The organism is Segniliparus rotundus DSM 44985, from assembly GCF_000092825.1.
GTDB classification, from domain to species: Bacteria; Actinomycetota; Actinomycetes; order Mycobacteriales; family Mycobacteriaceae; genus Segniliparus; species Segniliparus rotundus.
Map to the genome: position 1 here is coordinate 2,191,916 of NC_014168.1, position 23,019 is coordinate 2,214,934.

Sequence of the window (23,019 nt, forward strand, 5' to 3'; positions counted from 1 at the left end):
GGAAACACCGACCGAGAAAACCATGGCGACCACAAACGCCACGGCGATCCGCACACCAGAGGCGGGGAGCCCGAGAATCGGCAGCAACACGCCGAGCACCGCCAAATGCCACAGGAAAAAGCTATACGACCAACGTCCCAAAGCCAGTGTGACCGGGTGCGCGAGCACGCGGTGCCCGCTTTGCGGCCCGGCGAGCGCGGCGGGGGCCAAGAGCGCCGCCGCGAGCACCGCGCCGAGGCCGATCTTCGTCGCGAACTGCCATGGCTGGACCAAGGTGAGATCGGGCGGACCACCGAGGCCGGTGCATTCCAACCCGAAGGACACAACTGCGGCAAGCAGGCACGCCCACCGGGACCTCCCGCGCACCGCCCAGCCCTGGCTGCGCAGCTCCGAGAGGACCATGCCAGCCGCGAACCAGGGCAGATAGCCGGGCAGCCATAGTTTGGGGTTGGCGAAATCCTCATCCGGCCACGGCAGGAACGCCCAACCGAGCGAGACCGCCGAGACGGCGAGCAGCGCCGGAGCGCGCCATCGGGCGTGGGCCCCTTCGAGCTTGGACATCGCCGCCGCGCACGCGGGGAGCACGAGGTAAAAAGAGACCTCTACCGACAGGCTCCACATCTGGGTCAGCCCTGTGGCGAGCGTGAACGGCACAAACGGTTGGGCCAAAGCGAGGTTCGCGAACCACACCCTGGCGTCCGCGCGGACCGAGACGAGCACGACGCACACCACGACCCAGTACGCGGGCAGAATCCGCGCAGCCCTGGAACGGTAGTACTGCGACAGGCGCGGAGCCGCGCCCCGGCCTCGGGCGCACGCCGCGTGCGGGCGCCAGAGCAAAAACCCCGAAAGGGCGAAGAACACCGCCACAGCCAGATCCAACCGGCTGAACACATGCTGGTACCAGTGCCCAACGCCAGCCCCGGTCAAAAACGCCGTGTGCGTGCCGAGCACGGCGAGCGCGGAAAACCATCGCAGCCCCTGCAACGCGGGCAGGAACTCGCGGCTGGCGCTGGCTGTGGTCTGGCTCATCATGTCCAGCATCGTCCTGCGCGAGCGCCGCAGTCAACTTAAGCTGGACGCGATGTCCGACACCAACCCGCTGCGCTCGCTCGCCCTCTGGCGCAAACTCGTCATGGCCGTTGCGACGGCGATCCCAGTTTTCGGTTTCCTTGTCGCCATTGCGTTCGTGAACCGGCCCGAGCCGATCGTGCTGGGTTTGCCGCTGATGCAGTTCTGGACCGCGCTGTGCGTGCTGCTCACCGGGGCGTGCCTCACGCTCGTGTACCAGCTCGACCCCAGGAACGCCCCGGAGCAGCACGATGAGAACGCGCCGTGATAAGCCTGGCGATGCTGCTCGGCACTGCCGCGGCAGCGCTGGTCGCGGTCTGGCTCGCCACGCGCAGACGCGCCAAAGAGCTCTCCGAATGGGCCGTGGGGAGCCGCAGTTTCGGAGCCGCCATGGTGTTCGTGCTCTTCGCCGGGGAGAATTTCACGACATTCACTCTGCTCGGCGGGGCGGGATGGGCGTACGACAAAGGCGTCGCGGCCGCCTACACCTGGTGCTACACCCCGCTCGCCTGCGTCGTGAGCTATTGGTACCTCCCGAAGATCTGGCGGTACGCCAAAAAGCAACGCGCGGTGTCCCAGTCGGACTATCTGCGCTTGCGCTACGACAGCAAAGCGCTCGGCGTGCTGGTCACACTGGTGGGCGTGGTCGCGATGACGCCCTACCTGGCGCTCCAGCTCAAAGGCCTCGCGATCATCGCCCATGAGGCGAGCCACCAGCAGATCCCCATCGCGGCGGGCGTCATCGCGGGCGCCGCTTTGGTCGCCGTGTACTCGGTGCTCGGCGGACTGCGCGGGGCGGCGCTCACCTCGATCGTCAAAGACATCGCCGTCGTCATCGTGGTGCTCGGCGTCGGCGTGTGGCTGCCCTACCACCTCTACGGCGGGCCGGGCCCGATCACGCGGATCGTGGCCGAACAGCACCCCGAGCACATGGTGCTCGGGCCCGAACGGGGCTACGGCCCGGCCTGGTTCATCACCACTGTGCTGCTCTGCGGGCTCAGCGCGCATATGTGGCCGCATCTTTTCGCCTCGTTCTTCTCCGCGAGAAGCGAAGCGAGCCTGCGGCGCACCCTCGCGGCCGCGCCCTTGTACACGGTCGCGCTCGCCACCACCTTGACCATCGGCTTCGCCGCGCTCGTGACGCTGGCGCCCCTCGGCAAAGGGAACGAAGACCTCGCGTTCCTGCGGCTGGTGGCGGCGGCCGCGCCCGATCCTGTGCTCGGCTTTGCCGGAGCGGCTGGGCTGCTCACCGCGCTCGTCCCCGGATCTGTGCTTGCCACCACCATCGCCACCTCGCTCACCCGCGACGGCTACGCGAACCTGCGCCCGGACGCGTCCGAGCCCGAGCTCGCCCGGGCGGCAAAATGGTTGCTGCCGATTGTGGTCGCGGCCGCAGCGGTCTTCGCGCTTTCCGGCGGGCAGACCATTGTCGGCCTCTTGCTCGCCGGGTACTCGATCGTGGCCCAGGCGTTGCCCGCCGTTGTCGGCTCTGTGCTGCCGCGGAACCCCTTCACCCTCGAAGGCGTGGTCGCCGGGCTCGTCGTCGGCACCGTCATGGCCACTGCCGCGCCATTCGTCGGAATCGACTGGCGGCATTGCAAGGCGTTCCTGCCCGAACAGCTCGCCGAGGTGAACGTCGGCCTCGTCGCCTTGATGGTCAATCTGCTGGTCGCTGGCCTGGTTTCGTTGTGGACGCGCAAGCCTCGCCCGGCAGCAGCGGGCTGAGCGTCGCGCCCGCGAGTTCCACAACTCCAGGCTCATGGCCGTTCGCGACGAGGTTGATGACAAGGCGGTCCACCCCGTGGTCGAGCACCCTGGTTTTGATCTCGCGGGAAACCTCGACCGGATTGCCCGCGAAGACGCGATCCGTGAGGGCGAGCCGCTCGGCCTCGGAAAGCGCCGGGAAGTCGATGCCGCGCCGCGCGAACTGGTCGCGCAGCAATTGCCGCGCCCGCTCGCCGTCCTCGTCAAGGATCACCTGAGCGAAGTAGCTCACCTCAAGGGTCGCGGGGTCGCGCCCGGCCTCGGCGAGGCGCTGGTGCACGGCGTCGAGCTTGTGCGGCAGCTCTGAAGCCCCGCAGGCGAGGTTCAGGTGGTCGGCGTGTCGCACCGCGAGGGCGAATGTCTTGCGCTCTCCTGAGCCGCCGATGAGCACCGGGACATCGTCGCGCAAACGGGGCTCGTTGATCGCGTCGTGGACCTGGTAGTGCTTGCCCGCAAAGGTCGGGCGCTCGCCGCGCAGCATCGCGGTGACGATCTGCAGCGCCTCCGCGAGACGCTCGAAGCGACTGGTGAAGTCGCCGAATTCGTAGCCGTAGCCCTCGTGCTCGGGTTCGAACCAGCCCGCGCCGAGGGCGCAGAGCGCCCGACCGCCGCTGACGACGTCCAACGTGGTGACAGCTTTGGCCAACAGCGCCGGATTGCGGTACGTGTTGCTGGTGACCAGTGTGGAGAGCTGGACGCGTTCAGTGGCGGCGGCGATGGCTCCGAGCAGTGTGTACGCCTCCAGCATCGGTTCGTCGGGATCGCCGATCTGCGGCAGCTGGTAGAGATGGTCCATCACGAAGACGCTGTCGAATCCCGCCGCCTCGGCGCTGCGGGCTTGGGCGAGGACCGCTGGAAAGATCTCCGCGACAGAACCTCCGTAGGAGAAGTTCGGTATCTGGTAGCCCAGTTTGACGCTCACATCCGGTGAGCCTACCGCCCCGCAGGCGGGGCGGTAGAGCCTTTGGCTTTCGCACGTCGCTCGACGAACAACCCGGCTGCCGCGAGCACCGCCGCAAGCCCGAGCGTGAGCCAGAACTGCTCCTGCGTCTCCTGGATGAACCCCATGCTCAAAAACAGCGCCGCGATGAGGCCGATCGTGATGTACGAGAGGTAGGGGTAGCCCCACATCTTGACCGAGATCTCCTTGCCCGAGGCGCGCAGCGCACGCCCCATGCGCATCTGCGCGACGGCAATGACCAGCCAGACGAGCAGGCCGATCCCCCCAGTGGTGTTGTTGAGCCAGACATAGATAGTTTTCGGGTAGTTGACGTTGAAGAGCACGATGACGAAGCCGACCGCGCTCGCGGCGAGCACCGCGAGGTACGGCGAGCCGGTGCGGCTGAGCTTGGTCAAAGCCTTGGGCGCGTCGCCGCGTTCAGCGAGCGAGTACAGCATCCTGCTCGCGGTGTACATGCCCGAGTTCAGGCAGGACAGCACTGCGGTGAGCACGATGACGTCCAAGATGGTCGGCGCGTAGGGGATGCCGAATGTGCGGATCGCGGCGACATACGGGCTCTCCGCGATGGACTCGCCGCTGATCGCCGGGTCGTTCCAGGGCAAGATCGAAATCACGATGGCGAGCGAGCCCAAGTAGAAGAGCGAGACCCGCCAGACGACGGAGTTCACCGCTTTGCGGACCGCGCTCTGCGGATCTTTCGACTCGCCCGCCGCGATTGTCGCGATTTCCGCCCCGAAGAACGAAGTGACCACAATCGGCACCGCGATCAGCACTGCCCCGAAACCGTTGGGGAACAATCCCCCGTCCGCTTGGACCTGGACCCAGGACCGGACATGGACCCCAGGGCACAGGCCTGTCCAGGCGAACGCGCCGAGGAAGAGGAAGACCACGATGGCCGTGATCTTGATGCTGGAGAACCAGAACTCGAACTCCCCGTACCCCTGGACAGTGAACAGATTCGTCCCGGTGAGCGCCAACATGAGGACGAGCGCCCACACCCACTGCCATTTGGAGTCCCAGCCGAACCACCGAGTGACAATGCCCGCTCCGGCAGACGCTTCCACACCGAGAATGATCGACCAGAACCAGGCGTAGAGCCAACCGATGGACAAACCGGCCCATCTGCCGATCGCCTTGTCGGCATAGGCCGAGAAAGAGCCGGTCTCCGGGTTGGCGGCCGCCATTTCGCCGAGCATCCTCATGACGAGCACGACGACAATCCCGGCGAGCGCGTAGGAGGCGAGCACGCCTGGCCCGACCGCGTGGATCGTGGCCCCGGAGCCGACGAACAGGCCGGCGCCGATGACGCCGCTGATGGCGATCATCGAGAGATGCCGCTTCTTCAGGCCTGGCCGCAGCCCGGCAAGAGCTTCGTTCGAAACAACACCGGTCTGTGTCATTGGCGGGAGCCTCCTCGTTGTGTTGCGCTTCACCATAACGGTTGCACCGGGATTCCGCGGATCTCCCGTCGAGCGCCGCGACCGGCGGCGGAGCTACGCCCAGACCGCTTCCGGGGCGTGTTGGGCGATGAAGCCGCGGCCGCTGGCGACGTCGGCGAAGGCGTTGAAACCGAACGCGAACACGCGGGCGCTGGTCTCGGTGCCGAAACTCACCACACCGACAAGCACGTCGGAGCCGTCTTTGCCCTTCACAACCAGGGGGCCGCCGCTGTCGCCGAACCCGACCTGCACCGAAAGCTCCGGCAGGACCGTGGTTTGCGCGCACGTCGCGCCAATATATTTGACCTCGACAAAGGTCTGCGCGTCGCAGTCCTGGTTCGAGATGAGCGTCAAAGAGCCCCGCAGCAAATCGTCCGAGATGTCGCCGGACGGGGTGAGGCCGTGTCCGTAGACGCGGGCGCGCGCTCCCGGGTCGGGCAGCACGGCCGTCAGCGGTATGACGGCCTTCGGGTCGCCGAACCCTCGGTCGAGCACCAAGACGGCAAGGTCGTGGCGCGCGGCGGCGCGAGACGGGTCGTGGGGCTCAAACTGGGAAGCGAGCAGATGGAAGTCCGGGTCGACGAAGACCGACACCACTTTCCTGATCTGCGCTTGCGGCGAGTTGAGATCGCGATTGGCCCGAACGACCTCCACCGAGCGCGGGCTCATCGGCCGAGGCGGGACGGCGGGGTCCACGCTGAACGAGTCCGGCGTGACCGCGCAGTGCCCAGCGGTGAGCACCTTGTCCGGGGCGATGAGCACCCCGCCGCACTTGAGCCGTTCCGTCGGCGGAGTCCCCTCCCTGGTCGGGATGGTCAACGCGACCATCCAGGGCGCTTCGTCCGGGTCCGCGACGACAGCGCCGTTCGACATCGAGACGGCCTGGGACTGCCCACCGAGCACGGCGACGAACGCGAGCGTCATGGAGTACGCGAGCGTGCGCACAAGAGGCGCAGTTCGGTGCATGAGGATCACTGTAACCGATAGACGGCCCCAGCATGGGAGATAACAGCATGGGAGACACGCGCGGATGTGGCACAGTCAGTGATGTGGCACAGTCAGTTCCGCCTGTCTTCGTCAAACGCAATCTCGCCGCGCCGCCGGGCTTTTTCGCGTGCGAGGCGGCCGGACTGCGTTGGCTCGCGGCGGTGCCGTCCGGGGCCGCGTGCGTGCCCGTGCTCGATGTCACCGAACACGCGCTGACCTTGGTCCGACTGGACACAGTGCAACCTGAAGCCCACGCCGCCCGCGCGTTCGGGCGCGCGCTCGCGCGCACCCACCGGGCCGGGGCGCGCGGTTTCGGGGCGGCGCCCGACGGCTGGGAGCAGGACGGGTGGTTCGGCCCGTTGGACGCGCCCATGCCAGTCCCTTTGCGCAGCCGGGCGAGCTGGGGCGAGCACTACGGCGAGGACCGCCTGTCCCCCATGGTCGAACGCGCGGGCAGGGCGTTCTCGGCAGAACAGCGAACGGTGCTGCTCGAACTCGCGCGACGGTGCGCGGACGGCGATTTCGACGACGACGAGCCGCCGAGCCGGGTCCACGGCGACCTCTGGAGCGGCAACGTTCTGTGGACTGCCCACGGAGCGGTGCTGATCGACCCCGCAGCGCACGGCGGACATCGGGAGACCGACCTGGCGTATTTGAAGCTTTTCGGCGTGGCGCACTACGAAGAGATCATCGCCGGCTACCAAGAAGAGCACCCCTTGCGCGACGGCTGGCGCGGCCGCCAATGCCTGCACCAGACATTCATGCTCCTCGCGCATGTGGTGCTGTTCGGGCGCTCCTACGTGCCGGAAACCGTCTCGGCCGCGGAACGCTCGCTGGCGCTGTTGTGAGCCGCGGCCGACCGGCCGGAGCGCAACCGCGCCGCCCACTGCTCGCGAACAGACGCCGGGGTCGGCGAGGTCAGAAGGCTCACCACGACGAACACGACCGCCGAGCAAACCAGACCGAGGTAGACGGGAGTGATCGCTTCCGGGTCCGTCGTGCGCAGCAGCTCGAACACGGCCCCCGCCGCGCCCGAGGCCATCGCCGCCAAAGCCCCGGCCCCGTTGGCTCGTTTCCACAGAAAACCGCCGAAAACCGGCACGATCAAAGCGCTCACCACAATGGCGTACCCCACGGCAAGCGCGGCGAGCACATTGTCGACAAAGCACGCCACAAGCACGTTCGCCAGCCCGAAAGCCAGGACGTACCAGCGGTCGAGGCGGACCAGCGAGCGATCGGCGCGGGCCTCGTCGGGATCAGGTCGGCGCAGAGCCCGCAGCACCAGCGGCGCGATGTCCCTCCTCGCGACGGTCGCAGCCGCGAGGATCGAACCCGAAGCCGTGGACATCATCGCGGCCATGGCGCCGGCGAGCACCAAAGCGCTCAGCACCGGCGGCAAGAGCGACACCGCGAGCGCGCCGTACACCTGGCTGGGCCCCAGCGCCGGCAGCAGCAACGCGCCCGCCGTCCCGATGAGCGCCACGGCGACCCCGTACGCGACGCAGTACAGGCCGCTGACAGCTCCGGCCCAACGGGCGACCGACGCGGAACGGGCAGTCGCGGCCCGCTGCCAAAGATCTTGCGAGACGAGCGACCCGACTGCGTAGAGCACGAAAAAGGTAAGGATCTGTTTCCATCCCAGTGCGAAAGGGTCAAATGCCCGGCCGCGGAATTTCTCCTGCGCCCCGGCGAGGCCCCCGGACGCGGACAGCGCGGCGGGCAGCAGCAGGAAGAACACCGCGGCGGTCTTCATCGCGAACTGCACGACGTCGGTCACGCTGATCGACCACATGCCGCCGAGGACGCAGTAGCAGACCACCACCGCGCCGCCGAGCAACGTGGACTGGATGTGGCCGAGGCCGAGCAGCGCGTGGAACACCGTGGCGTAGGCGACGGTCGAAGTCACCGACACCAGAAAAACGTGCGCCACCATGACCAGCCCGGACCAGCCCGCCTCGCGCATGCCGTAGCGCAAGGCGAGCATTTCCGCGATGGTGTAGACCCGCAGCGCGCGGATCTTCCCCGCCAAAAGCAGGCTCACCCCCGCCGCGCCGAACCCGATGGCGACGACCATCCACATGCCGCACAGCCCGTGCTGGAATCCGAGCCCGACGCCCCCGACGGTGGAGCCGCCGCCGATGACCAGCGCGCCCATGGTCGAGCAGTACAGAACCGGCCCGAGGCTGCGCCCGGCGAGGAGGAAGTCGGCGGAGCCCCGCACCCGCCGCCGTCCCTGCCATCCGATGGCTGTCATGAGGGCGAAATACCCGGCGATGACCATGCCGTTGACGACTGATGCGTTCATAGACGGACAGTATGGCCGACGGGTTGTAATCTCGGTGGCATGACCGACGCACCGGACGGTTCCCGCGAGATCCTCGGCCCTTTTGACGGTTTCACACGCCCCAGGTTCGCCGAACCTTCCACCTTTGCCCGGCTTCCCCGCCTCGACCAGGTGGGGCATGCGGACATCGTGGTCCTCGGCGTGCCTTTCGACGGAGGCACGAGCTATCGGCCAGGCGCCCGGTTCGGCCCCGGCCACGTCCGGGCCTCCTCGAAACTGATCCGCCAATACCATCCCCCGCTCGACGTCTACCCGTTCCAGAACTGGCAGGTGGCCGATGCGGGCGACCTCGGGATCGGCCCGTACAGCATCGTGGACGCGCTCGCCGTGATCGAAGAGGCGGCCGACGAGCTGATCGGCGGCGGGGCCACCGTGCTCGCCGTCGGCGGGGACCACACCGTCGCGTTGCCGTTGTTGCGCTCGACCGTCAAGAAGCACGGCCCGGTCGCCGTGCTGCACTTCGACGCGCACCTGGACACCTGGGACAGCTACTTCGGCGCGGACTACACCCACGGCACGCCTTTCCGACGGGCGAGCGAGGAAGGCCTCATCGACCTCAACCGCTCCCTGCACGTCGGCATCCGGGGGTCGCTCGCCGGACGTGAGGACCTTCAGGACGACGCGGTCCTCGGGTTCCAGATCATCCACACCGACGACTTCGAAACCGGCACGGTCGCGCAGATCGTCGAGCGGATGCGCAAACGGCTCGGTGGAGCCGACGGGTCGGGCGGCCCGGTCTACATCTCCGTGGACATCGACGTGCTCGACCCCGCGCACGCCCCCGGCACGGGCACCCCGGAGGCGGGCGGGCTCACCACCCGCGAGTTGCAGCACGCGCTGCGCGGGCTCGTGGGGCTGCCCGTGGTCGGCGCGGACGTGGTGGAAGTCGCTCCGGCCTACGACCACGCCGAGATCACCGGGATCGCGGCGGCGCATGTCGTGTACGAGCTTCTCGCCTTGCTGACCAAGACCCAGTTCGGCTGACGAGGCCGTTGCGCGGCAGAAGATCACAGTCCCGTCAGCAAGGCCTCTGATCGGCTGACGAGCCAGGCCGCAATGCTGTACTGTGAGCCCCTGGCGGTGTTGCAGACGCCGCCAGAGCTGGACGTATTTTCCTTCACAAAGAAAAGAACGGCGCAACACAGGCACCGCGCGTCAAGGCACGGAGCGCGAGGAACGGTTCCCCAGGAGCATTCGACCACAACCGGGAAGGAGGCAGACGCTATGGCGGGCAGTGCGAGCGTCATGGACGCGATCTCGGCAAAGCCGGGACACGACGCACCGGTCCTCTTCACCCACGCGAACGGCGAGAGCCCCTCGATGGGAGCCCCGAAAGCGGTGGCCAGGATCCAGTCGTTCCTGCGCGAGCGCCCGACCGAGACCCCGTGCTTGGTGGTGGACCTGGAAACAGTGCGCGAGCGTTACTGCCAGCTGACCGCCGCGCTGCCGAAGGCCCGCGTGTATTACGCGGTGAAAGCGAATCCGGCGGCCGAGGTGGTCCGCGAGCTGGCGGCCGCCGGCTCGTGCTTCGACGTGGCGAGCGTGGCGGAGATCGAGCTGTGCCTGGCAGCAGGAGCCAACCCGCGCGACCTCTGCTACGGGAACACCATCAAAAAACCCGCCGACGTCGCCAAAGCGCACGCCCTCGGAGTGCGCCTGTACACGACGGACAGCGAGACAGACCTGGAGGCGCTGTCCGAGCACGCCCCCGGCTCCTCGGTGTTCTGCCGGATCGCGGCCGTGCACGACGGCGCGGTGTACTCCTTCGGCGCAAAGTTCGGCTGCGCGCCGGAGCTCGCGGAATCCTTGCTGCTGCGCGCCGGGACGCTCGGACTCGCCGCGGCCGGGGTCTCGTTCCACTCGGGCTCCCAGCAGCTGGACCCGCATGCCTGGCGGAGCGGGATCGCGCACGCCGCGCAGATCGCCGCCCGCCTCGCCGCGAAAGGCGTGCGCCTGCCGATGCTGAACATCGGCGGCGGCCTGCCCGGCAGCTACACGCATGCCGCGCCGCCGCTGGCCGATTACGCGGACGCGATCAGCGCGGCGGTGCGCGAGCACTTCGGGGCAGTCGGGCTCCACGAGCCCCTCCTCGTGCTCGAGCCGGGGCGTTATCTCGTGGCCGACGCGGGGCTGCTGCGCTCAGAAGTGGTCCTGGTCTCGCGCAAATCCCCCGCCGACGAGCACCGCTGGGTGTACGTCGACGCCGGTCGCTACAACGGTTTGACCGAGACGGAGGGCGAATGCGTCGCCTACGTCCTCGCCTCGCCCGAGCACGCCGGCCCAGCGGCTGCCGAAGACACTGCGCCGGTCTACCTGGCCGGTCCCACCTGCGACGGAGACGATGTTCTCTACCAAAGGACGGTTTACAGGTTGCCGTCGGCGCTTCGCGTCGGCGACCACCTGGACTTCTTGAGTACCGGGGCCTACACGGCAAGCTACGCGTCGATCGCCTTCAACGGGTTCTCGCCGCTGAAGACGCTCTGCATCTAAATCCCCTGGCATCTGCATTCCGCGGCGCAAGCCGCATTTCGGACCGACGAGTCCGCGCATCAAGACCGTTCACAGTGACCAGCCGTATGGCACGAGCACCCCTCGAAGGGAGTGAAAATGACCCAAGTACTGGAGTCCGCACACGCAGTTGGAGCTTTCACCGGGCAACACATCATTGCCGAAGTGCAAGGCGTCAAAGCAAAGCGCCTCAACGACGAATTGTTCCTGCGGGACGTCATGGCCGCCGCGCTCACCGAGGCGGGGGCGACCGTCCTCGACATCACCTCCAAGCGGTTCGACCCGCAAGGGGTCACCGTTCTCGTGCTGCTGTCCGAGTCGCACGCCTCCCTGCACACCTACCCAGAGGTCGGCTCGGCGTTCATGGACGTCTTCACCTGCGGGCGCCGGGCGGACCCGGAGCGCGCCGCACGTTTGATCGCCGAGGCGCTCAAAGCCCCGGTCGTCCAGCTCAAGGCCATCCGGCGAGGTGTGCAGTGAGCGCCCGACAGATCTACGAGCCATTGGGCCGTGTCATTCAAGAGCCGTTGGCTCCGGGCCTCACCAGGGTGTGGGAGCTGGAGAAGACCATCTGGGAGGGGGACACGCCCTTCCAGCACATCGTGATCGCCCAGACCAGCCAAGGCGTGTCGCTCTTCTCGGACAACGACCGGCAATCGACCGAGTTCAGCCAGCTCGTCTACCACGAGGCGCTCATGGTTCCCGCGTTGCTGCTGGCCGATCAGGTGCGCTCCGTCTTGGTCGTCGGCTCCAGCGAGGGCGTGGTGTGCCAGATGGCGGTGGCGGCGGGCGCGAGCCGCGTCGACCATGTGGACATCGACGAGGACGCGGTCAAACTGTGCGCCGAACATTTGCCCTATGGCTACACCCTGGAGGAGTTGCGCCGCGCAGAGCAGGGCGACGGCGCCATACAGATGCATTACAGCGACGGCTTCCAGTATCTCGCCGAAGCCGCCGCGCGGGCAGAGCGCTACGACATCGTCCTGGTGGATCTGCCCGATGAGCGGCCTGAGGATCCTGGGGCGCAAATCAACCGGCTGTACGGCGCCGACTTCTTGCGCCAGTGCAAGGCCGTCCTCGCCCCCGGAGGCGTGGTGGTGAACCAATCGGGCTGCCCGACGCTCTGGCGCAATCACACCCTCACGACCTCGTGGCAAAGGTTCGGCGAGGTGTTCGACACGGTCGCCTACTACGGGTCGGACGAGCACGAGTGGGCCTACTTGTTCGGTCGGGCGGAAAAAGTCGAAGACCCGGCCGGGCTGATGGTTTCCCGCCTTCCCGCCTGCGGTTACCGGCCCGTTTCCATCGACGAGGACGCGCTGCGCGGCAATACGACTCCCCCGCACAGCGTGCGCCACCGGCCTTAGGTCGGGCGAGGAAGCTGCCAGCCCTCCGCTGGCGGCGCGGCGCCCCGTGGCCGAAGACGAGCTGCCCGTCGCGTGTGCTGACGCAGGCTCTTTCCGCCCGTGCCCTGCCGCGTGTCAGCCTAGGAAATCCAGCACTGCTTTGTTGAACGCCGCAGGGTTCTGCAGCATTGCGAAATGGCTGACTTCCGGCAGGATCACCAGCCGCGCGCCGGGGATCGTGGCAGCGATGTGCTCGGTGTGCTCGCGCTTGATGACCTCGTCGTATTGCCCGTCCGCGATCGTCGTGCGCACATGGATGGAGCGCAATTGGTCGTCGCTGATGTCAGGCTGCGCGGCCCACATCCTGTTGATCTGATCGTTGAAACTGTCCCATTGGTCCGGAGTGGGCGAGACCCGCAGATACTCTTCGCGGGCGCGCTCGGTGCCCATGGAGAAGACCGGGGACTGGTCCCCGCCAGGAATGAGGCCGTCGGGCCGCGTGTTCGCCCCGTAGGCGAACAGGCCCGACAACAGCTCGGGGTCATGGATCGCCAGGTCGAGGCCGATGATGCCGCCGTCGCTCCACCCGACGAGGTCCACTTTGGGCACCTGCAGGAAACGCAGCAGGAGCTGGACGTCCTCTGCCATGAGGTCGTAGCTGTACGGCTCGATGTTCCTGGTGCTGCGCCCATGTCCTCGGCTGTCCATGACAATCACGGTGCGCCCGCGCGCGACGAGCGCCGGAACCAGATCGTTCCAGTAGCTCGAGTCCGCGAGCCCGCCGTGCAGGAGCAGCACAGGGGGCTTGGCCGAATCGGGCCCCGGCTCGGGGCCGTACTCGGCGTACCAGATGTTGATGCCGTTCACCGGCGCGGAACCGCTTCGGGCGCCCTCGGGCTGCGGCCCGAACGGCGGGAGGCTCGTCCAGGCGGACTGCCCGTCCTTGTCCGACGAAGGCCCGGTGTGCGTGAAACCTGCCGCGACCCAGGCGAGGGAGAGCACGACGAACAGGAGCAACACGGCGAAGGGAACGCCAGAAAGAAGGGTGATCCGTTGTGCTTTCCGCAATGCGCTGGCTGACATAGGGATAGCTTATGCGATGAGCGGAGCCAGAGCCTTCCCCGCAAGCTCGACAATGCCCGGTTCGTGGCCGTTGGCGAACATATTGATGATGACGCCGTCCACCCCAACGTCCAGGATCTGCTCTTTGATCTGCGCGGCGACCTCGTCGGGCGTGCCGACGAATTCGCCGTGCATCCTGCCGGAGCGCGGAACCCTGAACGCTTTCGACTGACGCTCGAGATGCTCCTGCTGCAACTGGCGAGCCCGGTCTCCGTCCTCGTGGACGATCACCCTCGCCAGGTAGCTGGTCTCCAGCGTGGCCGGGTCGCGCCCCGCCTCGTCGAGGCGTTGGCGGAGCACCGAGAGCTTGCGCGGCAGGTCTTCGGGATCGACGCCGACGATGTTGAGGTGGTCGAAATGCCGCGCGGCCAGAGCGAAGGTTTTGCGCTCCCCCGAGCCGCCGATCAGCAAGGGCATGTCGTCACGGATTCTCGGCTCGTTGATCGCCTCCTTCGCCCGGTACCACGTGCCGTCGAAGCTGGGGCGTTCGCCTCGGAGCATCGCAATGATGATCTCCAACGCTTCCGCGAGGCGTTCGAAACGGTCGGTGAAGGTGCCGAACTCGTACCCGAAGGCGACGTGCTCCAGCTCGTGCCACCCGGCGCCGATGGCCAGCACGGCGCGTCCGCCGGAAACGACGTCCAGGGTGGTCGCGATCTTTGCCAGCAGCGCCGGGTTGCGGTACGTGTTCCCGGTGACCAGCGTGGAGAGCTGGATTGTCGACGTCGAGGACGCGAGCGCGCCGAGCAACGTGTACGCCTCGAGCATCGGCTCGTGCGCGTCTCCGATCATCGGCAGCTGGTAGAAATGGTCCATCACGAAGACCGTGTCAAAACCAGCGGCCTCTGCCTCCTTCGCCTGTGCCACCACCTGCGGGAAGATGTCGTTCACCGTGCCGGGGTAGGTGAAGCTTGGAATCTGGTAGCCGAGTTTGACCGTCATGCCTGCCAGCCTAGAACCTTGAGCGCCCTCCAGGTCAAGACCCGCGTACGCTGAAGGACATGACCGTCGTGAAAATCAACGCCATCGATGTGCCCGAAAACGCCGGAGACGAGCTGGAGCGGCGTTTCGCCAACCGGGCGCACGCAGTGGAAGGCGCCCCCGGGTTCATCAGCTTCCAGCTGTTGCGCCCGACCGCGGGCGAGAAACGCTACTTCGTCGTCACGGAGTGGGACTCCGAGGAGGCCTTCCGCGCCTGGGTGGACGGGCCCGCGAAGGAGGCCCACGCGGGCGAGCGGGCGAAGCCGGTCGCGACGGGGGCGAGCCTGTTGGAATTCGAGGTCGTGCTGCGGGCTGACAAGAAAGCCTGACGCCGGCGCGCGCCCCTGCTCAGGCTCTGCGGCCCTATCCCAGGGGCTCGGCCACAAGCCGTGCCGGGTCGTGGCCGTCGCGCTGGCGCGCGGGACCGGCGAAATACCAGCCCGAGGCGGCGAGCAGCACCCCGAGGAAAAGCCACGGCATCAGGTTCGTCGGCCATACGGGAACTGGGTAGATGTTGCGGTAGAACACATACGACAGGCATATCGCGACAATGCCGCCGATGAGCGCGGCCAGCCCGGCGCCCGCGCGCGGGGCGAGTTTGCGCAACAGGACTGGGGCGCCGAGACCCATGAGGATATAGGCCACCATATAGCCGAAAGTGCCGAGCGTGCCGGAGTACGAGTAGACATCGAGTTCGTTGACGCCGCTGGCCGCCATGCCGAGGGCGACCGCCAAGGCGACAACGCTGAGCAGGAGGATCGCGATGTGCGGGGTCTTTCGTTCAGGGTGGGCGAGAGCGACTTTCGGATGCACGAGCCTCGATTCCCCCATCGCGTGCAGCACCCGGCTCGCGGCGGTGAGCGAGCCGGTGACGCAGGCGAAGTTGGACGCGACCGCGCCCAAGTCCACCATGAGCGCGAGCCAGTGCTGCCCCAAGCCGTCGGCCAAAGTGTTCAGCGGGGTCGCGTCGGCGGCGAGCTTTTCCGACCCGTCGAAGCTCGCCATCTGGGCGTAGGAGGAGTACAAGTACAACGCTCCGGCCAGCAAGGCGCTGCCGAACACAGCCCGAGGAATGGTGCGCTGCGGGTCTTTCGCCTCGACCGAGAGGCAGGCCGCCGACTCGAACCCGACGAAGCCCAGCAGTGCGAGCACCATGCCGCCGACGACCTGCCCGAGTGTGATCCCGGTGGGCAACAACGGCGCGAGGACAAACCCGTGCCGCAAGAGCGCGAGCGTGAGGACAAGCAGGATCGCGCCAATAGACAAGATCTCGAGCACCACGCCCGTCCACGCCGAGACCCGAACCCCTCGGATCATCATGAAGGCCGCTCCAGCGACACAGAGGACTTCGAAGACGAGGGTGAACCCGAACGATGTGCCCGGGGCTCCCGCGCTGACCGGCGGGGCGACGCCGAAGAGCGGTTTGACGTATTGGGAGAACTGCGCGACGCAACCGGCCGCGATGAGCAAGTAGCCGAAAGCGAGGCCCATGGACCCCACAAAACCCACAGCTCGGCCGAACGCGGCCGTGATGTGCGAGAGCATCCCCTCGCCCGGACGCAGTCGCGCCACTCTCGCCACGCACCAGCCCACGAGCATCAACACTGCGAGCGAGACCACGTAGGAGTACAACGTGCCCGGCCCAGCGATCGCCGCCACCAATGTCGCGCCCGAGACCATGACCGCGCTCGGCGCGATGCCCGCCGTGGACTGGGCCATCAGCTCGACGCCGCCCATGGTCCCCTCGGCGAGCCCGGATCGGGCGGACCGCCCGGCTTGCACGTCTTGGATCTGTTCCACAATCGGCAATGAGGGCATACATCTCCGTTCGGTCCAGCGCGGATCTGAACCAACGTACAAACGAGGTGTTACCTGCGGTGGCCGATCATGTTACAAATGCGCGGAACGCTGCTCAGGCTTTGTTCGCCCGATCGACCGTCGCGGCGAACAGTGTGTCCAAGAGCGGGATCTTGCCGAGATCGTTGGTCGAGGCGGACACCACGACCCCGCGCAGCGACGCCGCGTAGAGCTGCTGCGAGAGCTGCATGCGCATGTCTTCTCCATCGGCGTTGATGGACGTCGTCGATTTCATCTGCATGCCGAAAGACTTCTCGGCCTGCGCCGACGGCGGCTTCACCTCCGTGACCTCGATCTTCATGGTGACCGACACCTCGACGCCGCTTTCCGACAAGGAACCCTGCATAGTCGCCGAGGAGCATTTCGCAATGTATTCGCGAAGCGTGCGCACGGCTGTGTCGTAGTTCGCGCTGTCGCTGATGGACACATTGATCTGGGCAGGGCCTTGCTGCCCGGAGCCGTCCTGGCCCACGCTTTGGGCAGCGCCGCCGCGCGGTGTGCCCTGCACCGTCGCGAGTTTGTGCGTCTTGTCGGACACGGATTGCGCTTTCTCCGCCAGTTCTGCGAGCCCGCAGCCCGACGGGGTCGCGGTCAGTTGGGACAGAAAATTCTTTAAGCCCTTTTGAAATTCGTTTTGCGCGGCGTCGTCGCCAGACGGGTTCGACACGGGATTATCGCTGACAGTCCAGTCCGGGCCGAAATCCTCTTGTTTGGGCAGAAGGGCAACGTAGTCCGATTGCGCCCGTCCGGTGAGCGCCAGTTTGCCGCCCGAGGCCGAAGAGCCCGGCAAGAACGCCACCGCCAGGCCGATCCCGACAGCGAGGACGACGACGAGCGCGGCGGCCACGCCGATCCACACGGCGAGGTTCTTCTTCTTGGGCTGCGGCGGATAGTGCGGGTACTGCGGCTGCCCGCCGTACTGCCCCGGGCCGCCGTACTGCCCCGGGCCGCCGTACTGCCCCGGGCCGCCGTACTGCCCCGGGCCCCCGAGCGGGGGATACTGCGGGTACTGCGGCTGGCCGCCGTACTGCCCCGGGCCGCCGAGCGGCGGATACTGCGGATACTGCGGCTGCTGGGGGTTCTGGCCGGACCCAGGCGGGTATGTCATGCCCCCTATTCTTGCAAACTCTTTCGCGACGCAGGTCGCGGTGTTCTGACATCGCCGCGCTGGTTGTCATGCGCCCCTGCGCCCGAAGCGGCGGTGATCGCCGATCGTTGTTGATCGTTGACCGTTGTTGATACCGTGCCGGCATGGAAGTCTCCCGACGCGCCGCCATCGAGGGCATTGCGGCCCTCGCCGCGCTCGCGGCCTGCGGCACTGCGGAAAAAGATCCGGGCTTCGCCGCCTCAAACGCGCAATCATCGCAGTTCACTGGCGCAACAGTCTTCGAGTCGGCGGTGGCCGCGCTCGAAGCGCGCCATAAAGCCCATGTCGGCGTTTTCGCCCTGGACACCGGCTCCGGGAACACACTCGAACACCGCGCGGACCAAAGGTTCATGATGTGCTCGGTCTGGAAAACGCTCGTTGTGGGCCTGGTGCTGCGGCGGGCGCAAGCCGACCCGGGCCTTCTGGCCGCTTCGGCCGTCATCCCCGCCGACCCAGGCCCCATCGCCGAAGACTCGCCCTTCGCGAAAGGGCGGCTCGGGCAGACCGCGACCTACAGCGAACTGTGCGGGGCGGCCATCCGGCTGAGCGACAACATCGCGGCCAATATCCTGCTCCAGCAGTTCGGCGGACCGCCCGCGGTGACTGACTTCGTCCGCTCCCTCGGCGACGCGACAACCCGTTTGGACCGCTACGAAGAGGAGATGAACTACGGCAGCCCCGAGGACCTGCTCGACACCACCACAGCCCGTGCGCTCGCTTCGACGTATCAGAAGCTCCTGCTCGGCGATGCGCTCGCCCCGCCGCAACGCCAACAGCTGACCGATTGGATGGAGGGCACGACGACCGGGCTGCACAGGATCCGGGCCGGGCTCCCCGCCGCCTGGCGGGTCGCGGACAAAACCGGCACGGCAGGGCGCCGGCAAGGCAACGCGAACGATGTCGCAATCGCTTGGCCGGACGGCGGACGAGCCCCGCTGGCGATCTCCGTGCTCACCGTCGCCCCAGGAGTCGCAAAGCCCGACGACCGACTCCTCGCCGACGTCGCGAGCGCGGCGCGGTCAGCCCTTGCGCTTAAATAGAGGGATGGCCGCACCCGCTGAGATCAGCGTCGAATCCGTCCTCGCCGACGTCGACTCCCAACTCGCCAAGCTGTACCCGGGCAACAAGGTCGAGGGCCAGCCTGCGCACACCGTGTACGTGAGCGCGGCGAAAGCCGAAGCCGACCTGCCCGAGCAGTGGGGGTCCGCCGCGCTCGACGCGGTGAAACGCCACGCCGACGCGTTGCGCGGCCTCGACGAGACCGACGCGGTCAAACTCGTCAAGGCCCGGCTGGCTTCGCAGCCGGTCCAAGACCTGCGATTCGATTTCGAAGACGGCTACGGCGCGCATGACGACGAGGCAGAAGACGAGCACGCGCGGCGGGTGGGCAAGATCTTCCAAGGCTGGACCGAGCCGGGGTCGCCGACCATGTTCGGCGTGCGGATCAAAGGCTTGACCACTGCCTTGCACCAACGCAGCCGCCGCACCCTCGAGCTGATCCTCGACGCCGCCGGGGGGGCGCCCGACGGCTTCGTCTTCACCGTACCCAAGGTGCGCGTCCCCGTCCAAGCCCTCGCCGCCCGGCTGCTGTGCGAGGAGCTCGAAAAAGCGCACGGCCTCGCAGAAGGGACGCTGCGCTTCGAGCTGCAGATCGAAAGCCCCCAGATCGTGCTGGGCCACGACGGGGCGGCGGCGCTCGCCGAGGCGATGAACCTCGCCGGGGACCGGGTGAGCGCACTGCATTACGGCACCTACGACTACAGCGCGGCCTGCGGGATCGCCCCCAGCCAGCAATCGCTCAAACACCCCGTCGCCGATTACGCGAAAGCGGTGATGCTCGCCGCCGCCGCCGAACGCGGGGTGTGGGTCAGCGACGGCGGATCCATCGTCGTCCCCGAGGGCGGCCCGGACGAGGCCGACTGGGCGGTCGCCGAACATTTCCGGCTCGTCACCCGCTCGCTGGACCACGGCTACTACCAGGGGTGGGACTTGCATCCCGCCCAATTGCCCACCCGCTGGCTGGCCACCTTCGGCTTCTACCGCGAGGCGTTCGCCGAGGCCGCCCCTCGGCTGCGGGCCTACCTCACGGACACCGCCTACCGGGGCAAGCTCGACGAGCCCGCGACCGCGCAGCAGTTGGCCGCGGTCACGCTGCGCGGTCTGTCCATCGGCGCGATCACCGAAAAAGAGGTCTCGTCCAAAACGAAATTCGCGACCGCCGACGTGCTGCGCTCGCTGTACCGCAGAGAAAGGCCCAAAAAGTGAGCCCTGATCCCCTGGACCGGCCGGACCCTCGCGACTGGCATGAGCTCCCGGACCTGGCCGGGCGACAGCTCGGCGGCTCGGTGCTGTGGGCGAACGACGAGTTCTTCGCCGAGAAGGAAAACCTGCTCAAACCCGGCAGCGCGGCATTCACCCCGCACAACTTCGGGCACAAAGGGCAAACGTACGACGGGTGGGAAACCCGCCGCAGGCGAGAACCAGGGCAGGACGAGGCGATCATCCGGCTCGGCGCGTCCGGCCAAGTCCGCGGCGTGGTGGTGGACACCGCGTGGTTCAAAGGCAACGCCCCCGCCCACGTCACCGTCCAAGCGCTCGCACTGCCGGGATACCCGTCGGTGCCGGACCTGCTCGCGAGCGAGGACTGGGAGACGATCGTCCCCAAGAGCGCCGTCGAACCGGACTCGGTCAACCGCTTCGACGTCCCCGAGCCCCAGCGCCAATCCCGGCGCACCCACATCAAGCTCATCATCCACCCCGACGGCGGGGTCGCGCGCTTTCGGGCGCACGGGCTGGCGATCCCCGACCCCGCGTTCGTGTCGGCGGGGCATGTGGATTTGGCGGCGGCGGAGAACGGCGGCTTGATCGTGGGTTGCTCCAACCGTTTCTACAGCCATCCGCAACAGCTCCTCCTGCCCGGCAAGGCCCAAGTCATGGGCGACGGGTGGGAGACCGCCCGGCGGCGCGACGAAGCCAACGACTGGGTGCGGGTGCGCCTTGGCGGCGAGGGCAAGCCCCGCTGGGCCGAGATCGACACCTCGTGCTTCCTCGGCAACGCGCCAGGAGCGGCGAGCCTCACCGGCTTCACCGCCGCCGGGGACGAGATCGCCTTGCTCCCGAGAGTGGAGTTGCGGCCAGACACCTGCCACCGCTTCGCGCTGCCCGCCGACGCGCCCGCCGTCGAAGAGGCGCGATTGGACGTCTATCCCGACGGCGGGCTCGCCCGACTGCGGCTGTGGGGCGAATTCACCCCGAGCGCGCTGGAGCGGATCCGCACGTCCTGGGGCGACCATGGCTGAGTATCCGAGGGATCTCGTCGGGTACGGCCGCTCCCTTCCTGATCCTCAGTGGCCCGGGGGCGCGCAGATCGCCGTGCAATTCGTGTTGAACTACGAGGAGGGCGCGGAGAACTGCGTGCTCGACGGAGACCCGCACGCCGAGACCTTCCTCTCGGAAATGGTCCCCGCCGAGCCGTTCCCCGACCGGCATCTGAGCATGGAATCGCTCTACGAGTACGGCGCGCGGGCCGGAGTGTGGCGGGTGCTGCGCGCCTTCGAACGGCGCGGGCTGGCGCTGACTGTGTTCGCGGTGGCGAAAGCTTTGGAGCGAAACCCCGAGGCGACCGCCGCGTTCGTCGAGCTCGGCCATGAGATCGCCTGCCACGGTCTGCGGTGGAAGTCGTACCAGAACATCGCCGAGGACGTCGAGCGCGCGCATATGCGCGAAGCTGTCGCGCTGCACACCGCCCTCACCGGGTCCGCGCCGCTCGGCTGGTACACCGGCAGGGACTCGCCGAACACCCGCAAGCTCGTCGTGGAGCACGGCGGCTTCGTCTACGACTCGGACTCCTACGCCGACGACCTGCCGTATTGGGCCAAGGTCGCGGGGAACGACCATTTGGTCGTCCCGTACACGCTCGACACCAACGACATGCGATACGCCTCGCCCGCGGGGTTCAGCACGGGCGAGGATTTCTACGCGCATCTGCGGGACGCGTTCGACGTGCTGTGGCGCGAAGGCGGCGAAGGCTCGCCGAAAATGCTTTCCGTGGGACTGCATTGCCGACTCGCAGGGCGCCCCGCCCGCACGGCGGCGTTGGAGAGATTCCTCGACCACGTCCTCTCGCACGAGCGCGTGTGGGTGGCCAAGCGGATCGACATCGCCGAGCACTGGCGGCGGGTCCACCCGGCGTAGGTCGTCCGGGGCCTCACTCGTAGTGCACGTCCAGCAGGTAGACGCTGTACGGGTTCCAGCGCGAGACGGCGATCGCGATGGTCTTGGCCGACTCGTCCACCTCCACGACAAATCCTCCGTACGGCCCGCCGGGCTCGTTGAAATGCGCGTCGGCCGGTCCCCGTCCTCGGCCGGGGTCCGCAGTGACGACGAGTTCGGGCGCGCTGAAGCAGGACAGGTCCGAGAGCGGAGCCGAGCGCAGCACAATGCCGAGTTTCTCATCCGTGTAGATGATGACGAGCTTGTCGTCGACGACTGCAGCGCCGCCCTCGCCCACATTGGGGAAATCGGGGATCGTGTGCGCCTCGCCCGGCGCGGGCGCGCGGCCCGGCGCGCCCCAGCCGTCCGGTCCGAAATACCGCCAACGGGCGGGGTCCAGAAGAGTTTCCGCGTTCGCCTTGGCCACATGCGGGCCGGGGTTGCCCCTGGCCGCCTCGGAGCCGACGATGAAAAACTCCTCCTGCCCGCCGACCATATGCGAAGCGAGCTGGATCTGCTGGAAGTCCGGATTGCCGACGGCCACTGGCCGCTCTGCGGCCACCTTCGATGTGACACTGGTGCGGGCGTCGAAGTCGAACCGCTGCAACCACGAGCCTTCGCCGAGCGCAGGGCCCGCCCCGCCGGGCCCCCAGTCCACCTGCTGCCACGCCACGACGAGCTTGCCCGCCGCCATGATCGCGCCGGTCGGCACCACCGACCTCGGCTTCGCGTCCGGATAATCCCGCCCGTTGAAACGGCCCTCTTTGGCGCGCGCGAACCTCGTGCGCACATGCGGGCGTTCCACCGGGAACAACTCCCACGGGAAGTGGCAATACCGGGGATCGCGCACGAAACCGTCCATCACCATGCGGCCCCGCTGGTCCTTATGGGCGAGGAGCGCGGCGTTCCCGGCGATCCTCGGGCCGCCGAACCCCCCCAGGTTCTCGCCCTGGTCGTCGAGGTTGTCCCTGTCCCCGGTGTCCCCCATCAAATACACGTACCGCCGCACGCCGTCGTGGTCTTTTCCGAGCAACACCGGGACGCCGAGATCGGCGTTGCGCACGTTCGGCAACAACGTGTCGTCGTCCCTCCTGCCGCCGAAGAGGGACCTCATCACCCTGGTGATCCGGCCGACATAGCCCCGGCCGTGGTTTTCGGGCTGCCAGAAGTACATCGCGGACCCGCCGACGACTTCCAGCGGCTCCTCTGACTCGGGCAGCACGTTCGCCACGGTCAAAAAACGGGGATCACGGGCGGCTTGGGCCATGTCGCACTCCTCA

21 protein-coding genes and 1 pseudogene are annotated in these 23,019 nt (G+C 67.6%); 12 read left to right on the top strand and 10 right to left on the bottom strand.

Translation table 11 applies throughout. The features are described 5' to 3' along the window. Positions 1–9 precede the first annotated feature (9 nt). Positions 10–1,044, bottom strand: a pseudogene (locus SROT_RS16140) (acyltransferase family protein); the annotation flags it as partial. Here SROT_RS16140 and SROT_RS10850 point away from each other — a divergent pair. Both SROT_RS10850 and SROT_RS10855 read left to right on the top strand, forming a co-directional pair. Beyond that, positions 1,034–1,339, top strand: coding sequence for a DUF3311 domain-containing protein (locus SROT_RS10850; protein WP_222829193.1), 306 nt, complete (start codon positions 1,034–1,036; stop codon positions 1,337–1,339). The pseudogene SROT_RS16140 and the gene SROT_RS10850 overlap by 11 nt on opposite strands. Next, a complete protein-coding gene (locus tag SROT_RS10855) occupies positions 1,336–2,796 on the top strand; it encodes a sodium:solute symporter family protein (protein WP_245535291.1) in 1,461 nt (486 codons plus the stop codon). Before SROT_RS10850 ends, SROT_RS10855 begins: the two co-directional genes overlap by 4 nt. Here SROT_RS10855 and SROT_RS10860 read toward each other — a convergent pair. The 3 genes from SROT_RS10860 to SROT_RS10870 form a co-directional block, all read right to left on the bottom strand. After that, the gene (locus SROT_RS10860; RefSeq protein ID WP_013139070.1) at positions 2,729–3,757 is read right to left on the bottom strand and encodes an LLM class F420-dependent oxidoreductase; all 1,029 of its coding nucleotides are present in this window, start codon (positions 3,755–3,757) and stop codon (positions 2,729–2,731) included. The genes SROT_RS10855 and SROT_RS10860 overlap by 68 nt on opposite strands. An 11-nt stretch (positions 3,758–3,768) precedes the next feature. Beyond that, positions 3,769–5,196 (bottom strand): amino acid permease, encoded by a 1,428-nt coding sequence (locus tag SROT_RS10865; RefSeq protein ID WP_013139071.1) that lies wholly within the window; start codon positions 5,194–5,196, stop codon positions 3,769–3,771. A 93-nt stretch (positions 5,197–5,289) separates the two neighbouring features. Continuing rightward, on the bottom strand, positions 5,290–6,201 hold the full coding sequence (locus tag SROT_RS10870; RefSeq protein WP_013139072.1) for a S1 family peptidase: 912 nt from the start codon (positions 6,199–6,201) through the stop codon (positions 5,290–5,292). A 47-nt stretch (positions 6,202–6,248) separates the two neighbouring features. Between SROT_RS10870 and SROT_RS10875 the strand changes: the two genes are divergently transcribed. Then, positions 6,249–7,070, top strand: coding sequence for a fructosamine kinase family protein (locus tag SROT_RS10875; RefSeq protein WP_013139073.1), 822 nt, complete (start codon positions 6,249–6,251; stop codon positions 7,068–7,070). Here SROT_RS10875 and SROT_RS10880 read toward each other — a convergent pair. After that, complete coding sequence (locus tag SROT_RS10880) at positions 7,019–8,527, bottom strand: sodium:solute symporter family transporter (protein ID WP_013139074.1); 1,509 nt, start codon at positions 8,525–8,527, stop codon at positions 7,019–7,021. The two genes, SROT_RS10875 and SROT_RS10880, sit on opposite strands and share 52 nt — an antisense overlap. Positions 8,528–8,566: 39 nt before the next feature. Here SROT_RS10880 and speB point away from each other — a divergent pair, with 39 nt between their 5' ends. From speB to SROT_RS10900, 4 genes are all read left to right on the top strand, one after another. Further along, entirely contained in the window at positions 8,567–9,550 is a 984-nt protein-coding gene (gene speB / locus SROT_RS10885; protein WP_013139075.1) for an agmatinase, read from the top strand. Positions 9,551–9,790: 240 nt separating this feature from the next. After that, positions 9,791–11,056 carry a type III PLP-dependent enzyme gene (locus tag SROT_RS10890; RefSeq protein WP_013139076.1) on the top strand — a complete coding sequence of 422 codons (1,266 nt, stop codon included), beginning with the start codon at positions 9,791–9,793 and terminating at the stop codon, positions 11,054–11,056. 117 nt (positions 11,057–11,173) lie between these two features. Next, entirely contained in the window at positions 11,174–11,554 is a 381-nt protein-coding gene (gene speD, locus SROT_RS17135; RefSeq protein WP_013139077.1) for an adenosylmethionine decarboxylase, read from the top strand. Then, positions 11,551–12,441, top strand: coding sequence for a spermidine synthase (locus tag SROT_RS10900; protein WP_013139078.1), 891 nt, complete (start codon positions 11,551–11,553; stop codon positions 12,439–12,441). Before speD ends, SROT_RS10900 begins: the two co-directional genes overlap by 4 nt. Positions 12,442–12,555: 114 nt before the next feature. On the opposite strand, the gene SROT_RS10905 is transcribed toward SROT_RS10900, so the two are convergent. Beyond that, on the bottom strand, positions 12,556–13,503 hold the full coding sequence (locus SROT_RS10905) for an alpha/beta fold hydrolase (RefSeq protein ID WP_013139079.1): 948 nt from the start codon (positions 13,501–13,503) through the stop codon (positions 12,556–12,558). Positions 13,504–13,512: 9 nt separating this feature from the next. After that, the gene (locus tag SROT_RS10910) at positions 13,513–14,484 is read right to left on the bottom strand and encodes an LLM class F420-dependent oxidoreductase (protein ID WP_013139080.1); all 972 of its coding nucleotides are present in this window, start codon (positions 14,482–14,484) and stop codon (positions 13,513–13,515) included. A 59-nt stretch (positions 14,485–14,543) separates the two neighbouring features. Between SROT_RS10910 and SROT_RS10915 the strand changes: the two genes are divergently transcribed. Further along, positions 14,544–14,852 carry an antibiotic biosynthesis monooxygenase family protein gene (locus tag SROT_RS10915; RefSeq protein WP_041407225.1) on the top strand — a complete coding sequence of 103 codons (309 nt, stop codon included), beginning with the start codon at positions 14,544–14,546 and terminating at the stop codon, positions 14,850–14,852. A gap of 34 nt (positions 14,853–14,886) precedes the next feature. Here SROT_RS10915 and SROT_RS10920 read toward each other — a convergent pair whose 3' ends face one another. Further along, on the bottom strand, positions 14,887–16,341 hold the full coding sequence (locus SROT_RS10920) for an APC family permease (protein ID WP_013139082.1): 1,455 nt from the start codon (positions 16,339–16,341) through the stop codon (positions 14,887–14,889). Positions 16,342–16,435: 94 nt separating this feature from the next. Continuing rightward, entirely contained in the window at positions 16,436–17,488 is a 1,053-nt protein-coding gene (locus SROT_RS15720) for a hypothetical protein (protein WP_013139083.1), read from the bottom strand. A gap of 143 nt (positions 17,489–17,631) precedes the next feature. Between SROT_RS15720 and bla the strand changes: the two genes are divergently transcribed. From bla to puuE, 4 genes are read left to right on the top strand one after another with little or no spacing between them, the layout of a single operon-like run. Continuing rightward, a complete protein-coding gene (gene bla / locus SROT_RS10930; protein ID WP_013139084.1) occupies positions 17,632–18,567 on the top strand; it encodes a class A beta-lactamase in 936 nt (311 codons plus the stop codon). A gap of 4 nt (positions 18,568–18,571) precedes the next feature. Beyond that, the gene (locus SROT_RS10935) at positions 18,572–19,792 is read left to right on the top strand and encodes a DUF6986 family protein (RefSeq protein WP_013139085.1); all 1,221 of its coding nucleotides are present in this window, start codon (positions 18,572–18,574) and stop codon (positions 19,790–19,792) included. After that, a complete protein-coding gene (gene alc / locus SROT_RS10940) occupies positions 19,789–20,826 on the top strand; it encodes an allantoicase (protein ID WP_013139086.1) in 1,038 nt (345 codons plus the stop codon). The genes SROT_RS10935 and alc overlap by 4 nt, the downstream gene beginning before the upstream one ends. Continuing rightward, positions 20,819–21,721 carry an allantoinase PuuE gene (puuE, locus tag SROT_RS10945; protein ID WP_013139087.1) on the top strand — a complete coding sequence of 301 codons (903 nt, stop codon included), beginning with the start codon at positions 20,819–20,821 and terminating at the stop codon, positions 21,719–21,721. Before alc ends, puuE begins: the two co-directional genes overlap by 8 nt. A gap of 13 nt (positions 21,722–21,734) precedes the next feature. Here puuE and SROT_RS10950 read toward each other — a convergent pair whose 3' ends face one another. Further along, positions 21,735–23,006, bottom strand: a complete 1,272-nt coding sequence (locus tag SROT_RS10950) for a DUF4185 domain-containing protein (RefSeq protein ID WP_013139088.1) — start codon at positions 23,004–23,006, stop codon at positions 21,735–21,737. Positions 23,007–23,019: the final 13 nt, after the last annotated feature.

Coding starts and splice junctions, on each gene's coding strand:
- SROT_RS10865 (WP_013139071.1), bottom strand. CDS start 5,196: ATGACACAGACCGGTGTTGTTTCGAACGAAGCTCTTGCCGGGCTGCGG.
- SROT_RS10875 (WP_013139073.1), top strand. CDS start 6,249: ATGGGAGACACGCGCGGATGTGGCACAGTCAGTGATGTGGCACAGTCA.
- speB (WP_013139075.1), top strand. CDS start 8,567: ATGACCGACGCACCGGACGGTTCCCGCGAGATCCTCGGCCCTTTTGAC.
- SROT_RS10850 (WP_222829193.1), top strand. CDS start 1,034: ATGTCCAGCATCGTCCTGCGCGAGCGCCGCAGTCAACTTAAGCTGGAC.
- SROT_RS10935 (WP_013139085.1), top strand. CDS start 18,572: ATGGCCGCACCCGCTGAGATCAGCGTCGAATCCGTCCTCGCCGACGTC.
- SROT_RS10905 (WP_013139079.1), bottom strand. CDS start 13,503: ATGTCAGCCAGCGCATTGCGGAAAGCACAACGGATCACCCTTCTTTCT.
- bla (WP_013139084.1), top strand. CDS start 17,632: ATGGAAGTCTCCCGACGCGCCGCCATCGAGGGCATTGCGGCCCTCGCC.
- SROT_RS15720 (WP_013139083.1), bottom strand. CDS start 17,488: ATGACATACCCGCCTGGGTCCGGCCAGAACCCCCAGCAGCCGCAGTAT.
- SROT_RS10870 (WP_013139072.1), bottom strand. CDS start 6,201: ATGCACCGAACTGCGCCTCTTGTGCGCACGCTCGCGTACTCCATGACG.
- speD (WP_013139077.1), top strand. CDS start 11,174: ATGACCCAAGTACTGGAGTCCGCACACGCAGTTGGAGCTTTCACCGGG.
- SROT_RS10920 (WP_013139082.1), bottom strand. CDS start 16,341: ATGCCCTCATTGCCGATTGTGGAACAGATCCAAGACGTGCAAGCCGGG.
- SROT_RS10950 (WP_013139088.1), bottom strand. CDS start 23,006: ATGGCCCAAGCCGCCCGTGATCCCCGTTTTTTGACCGTGGCGAACGTG.
- SROT_RS10915 (WP_041407225.1), top strand. CDS start 14,544: ATGACCGTCGTGAAAATCAACGCCATCGATGTGCCCGAAAACGCCGGA.
- puuE (WP_013139087.1), top strand. CDS start 20,819: ATGGCTGAGTATCCGAGGGATCTCGTCGGGTACGGCCGCTCCCTTCCT.
- SROT_RS10880 (WP_013139074.1), bottom strand. CDS start 8,527: ATGAACGCATCAGTCGTCAACGGCATGGTCATCGCCGGGTATTTCGCC.
- SROT_RS10910 (WP_013139080.1), bottom strand. CDS start 14,484: ATGACGGTCAAACTCGGCTACCAGATTCCAAGCTTCACCTACCCCGGC.
- SROT_RS10890 (WP_013139076.1), top strand. CDS start 9,791: ATGGCGGGCAGTGCGAGCGTCATGGACGCGATCTCGGCAAAGCCGGGA.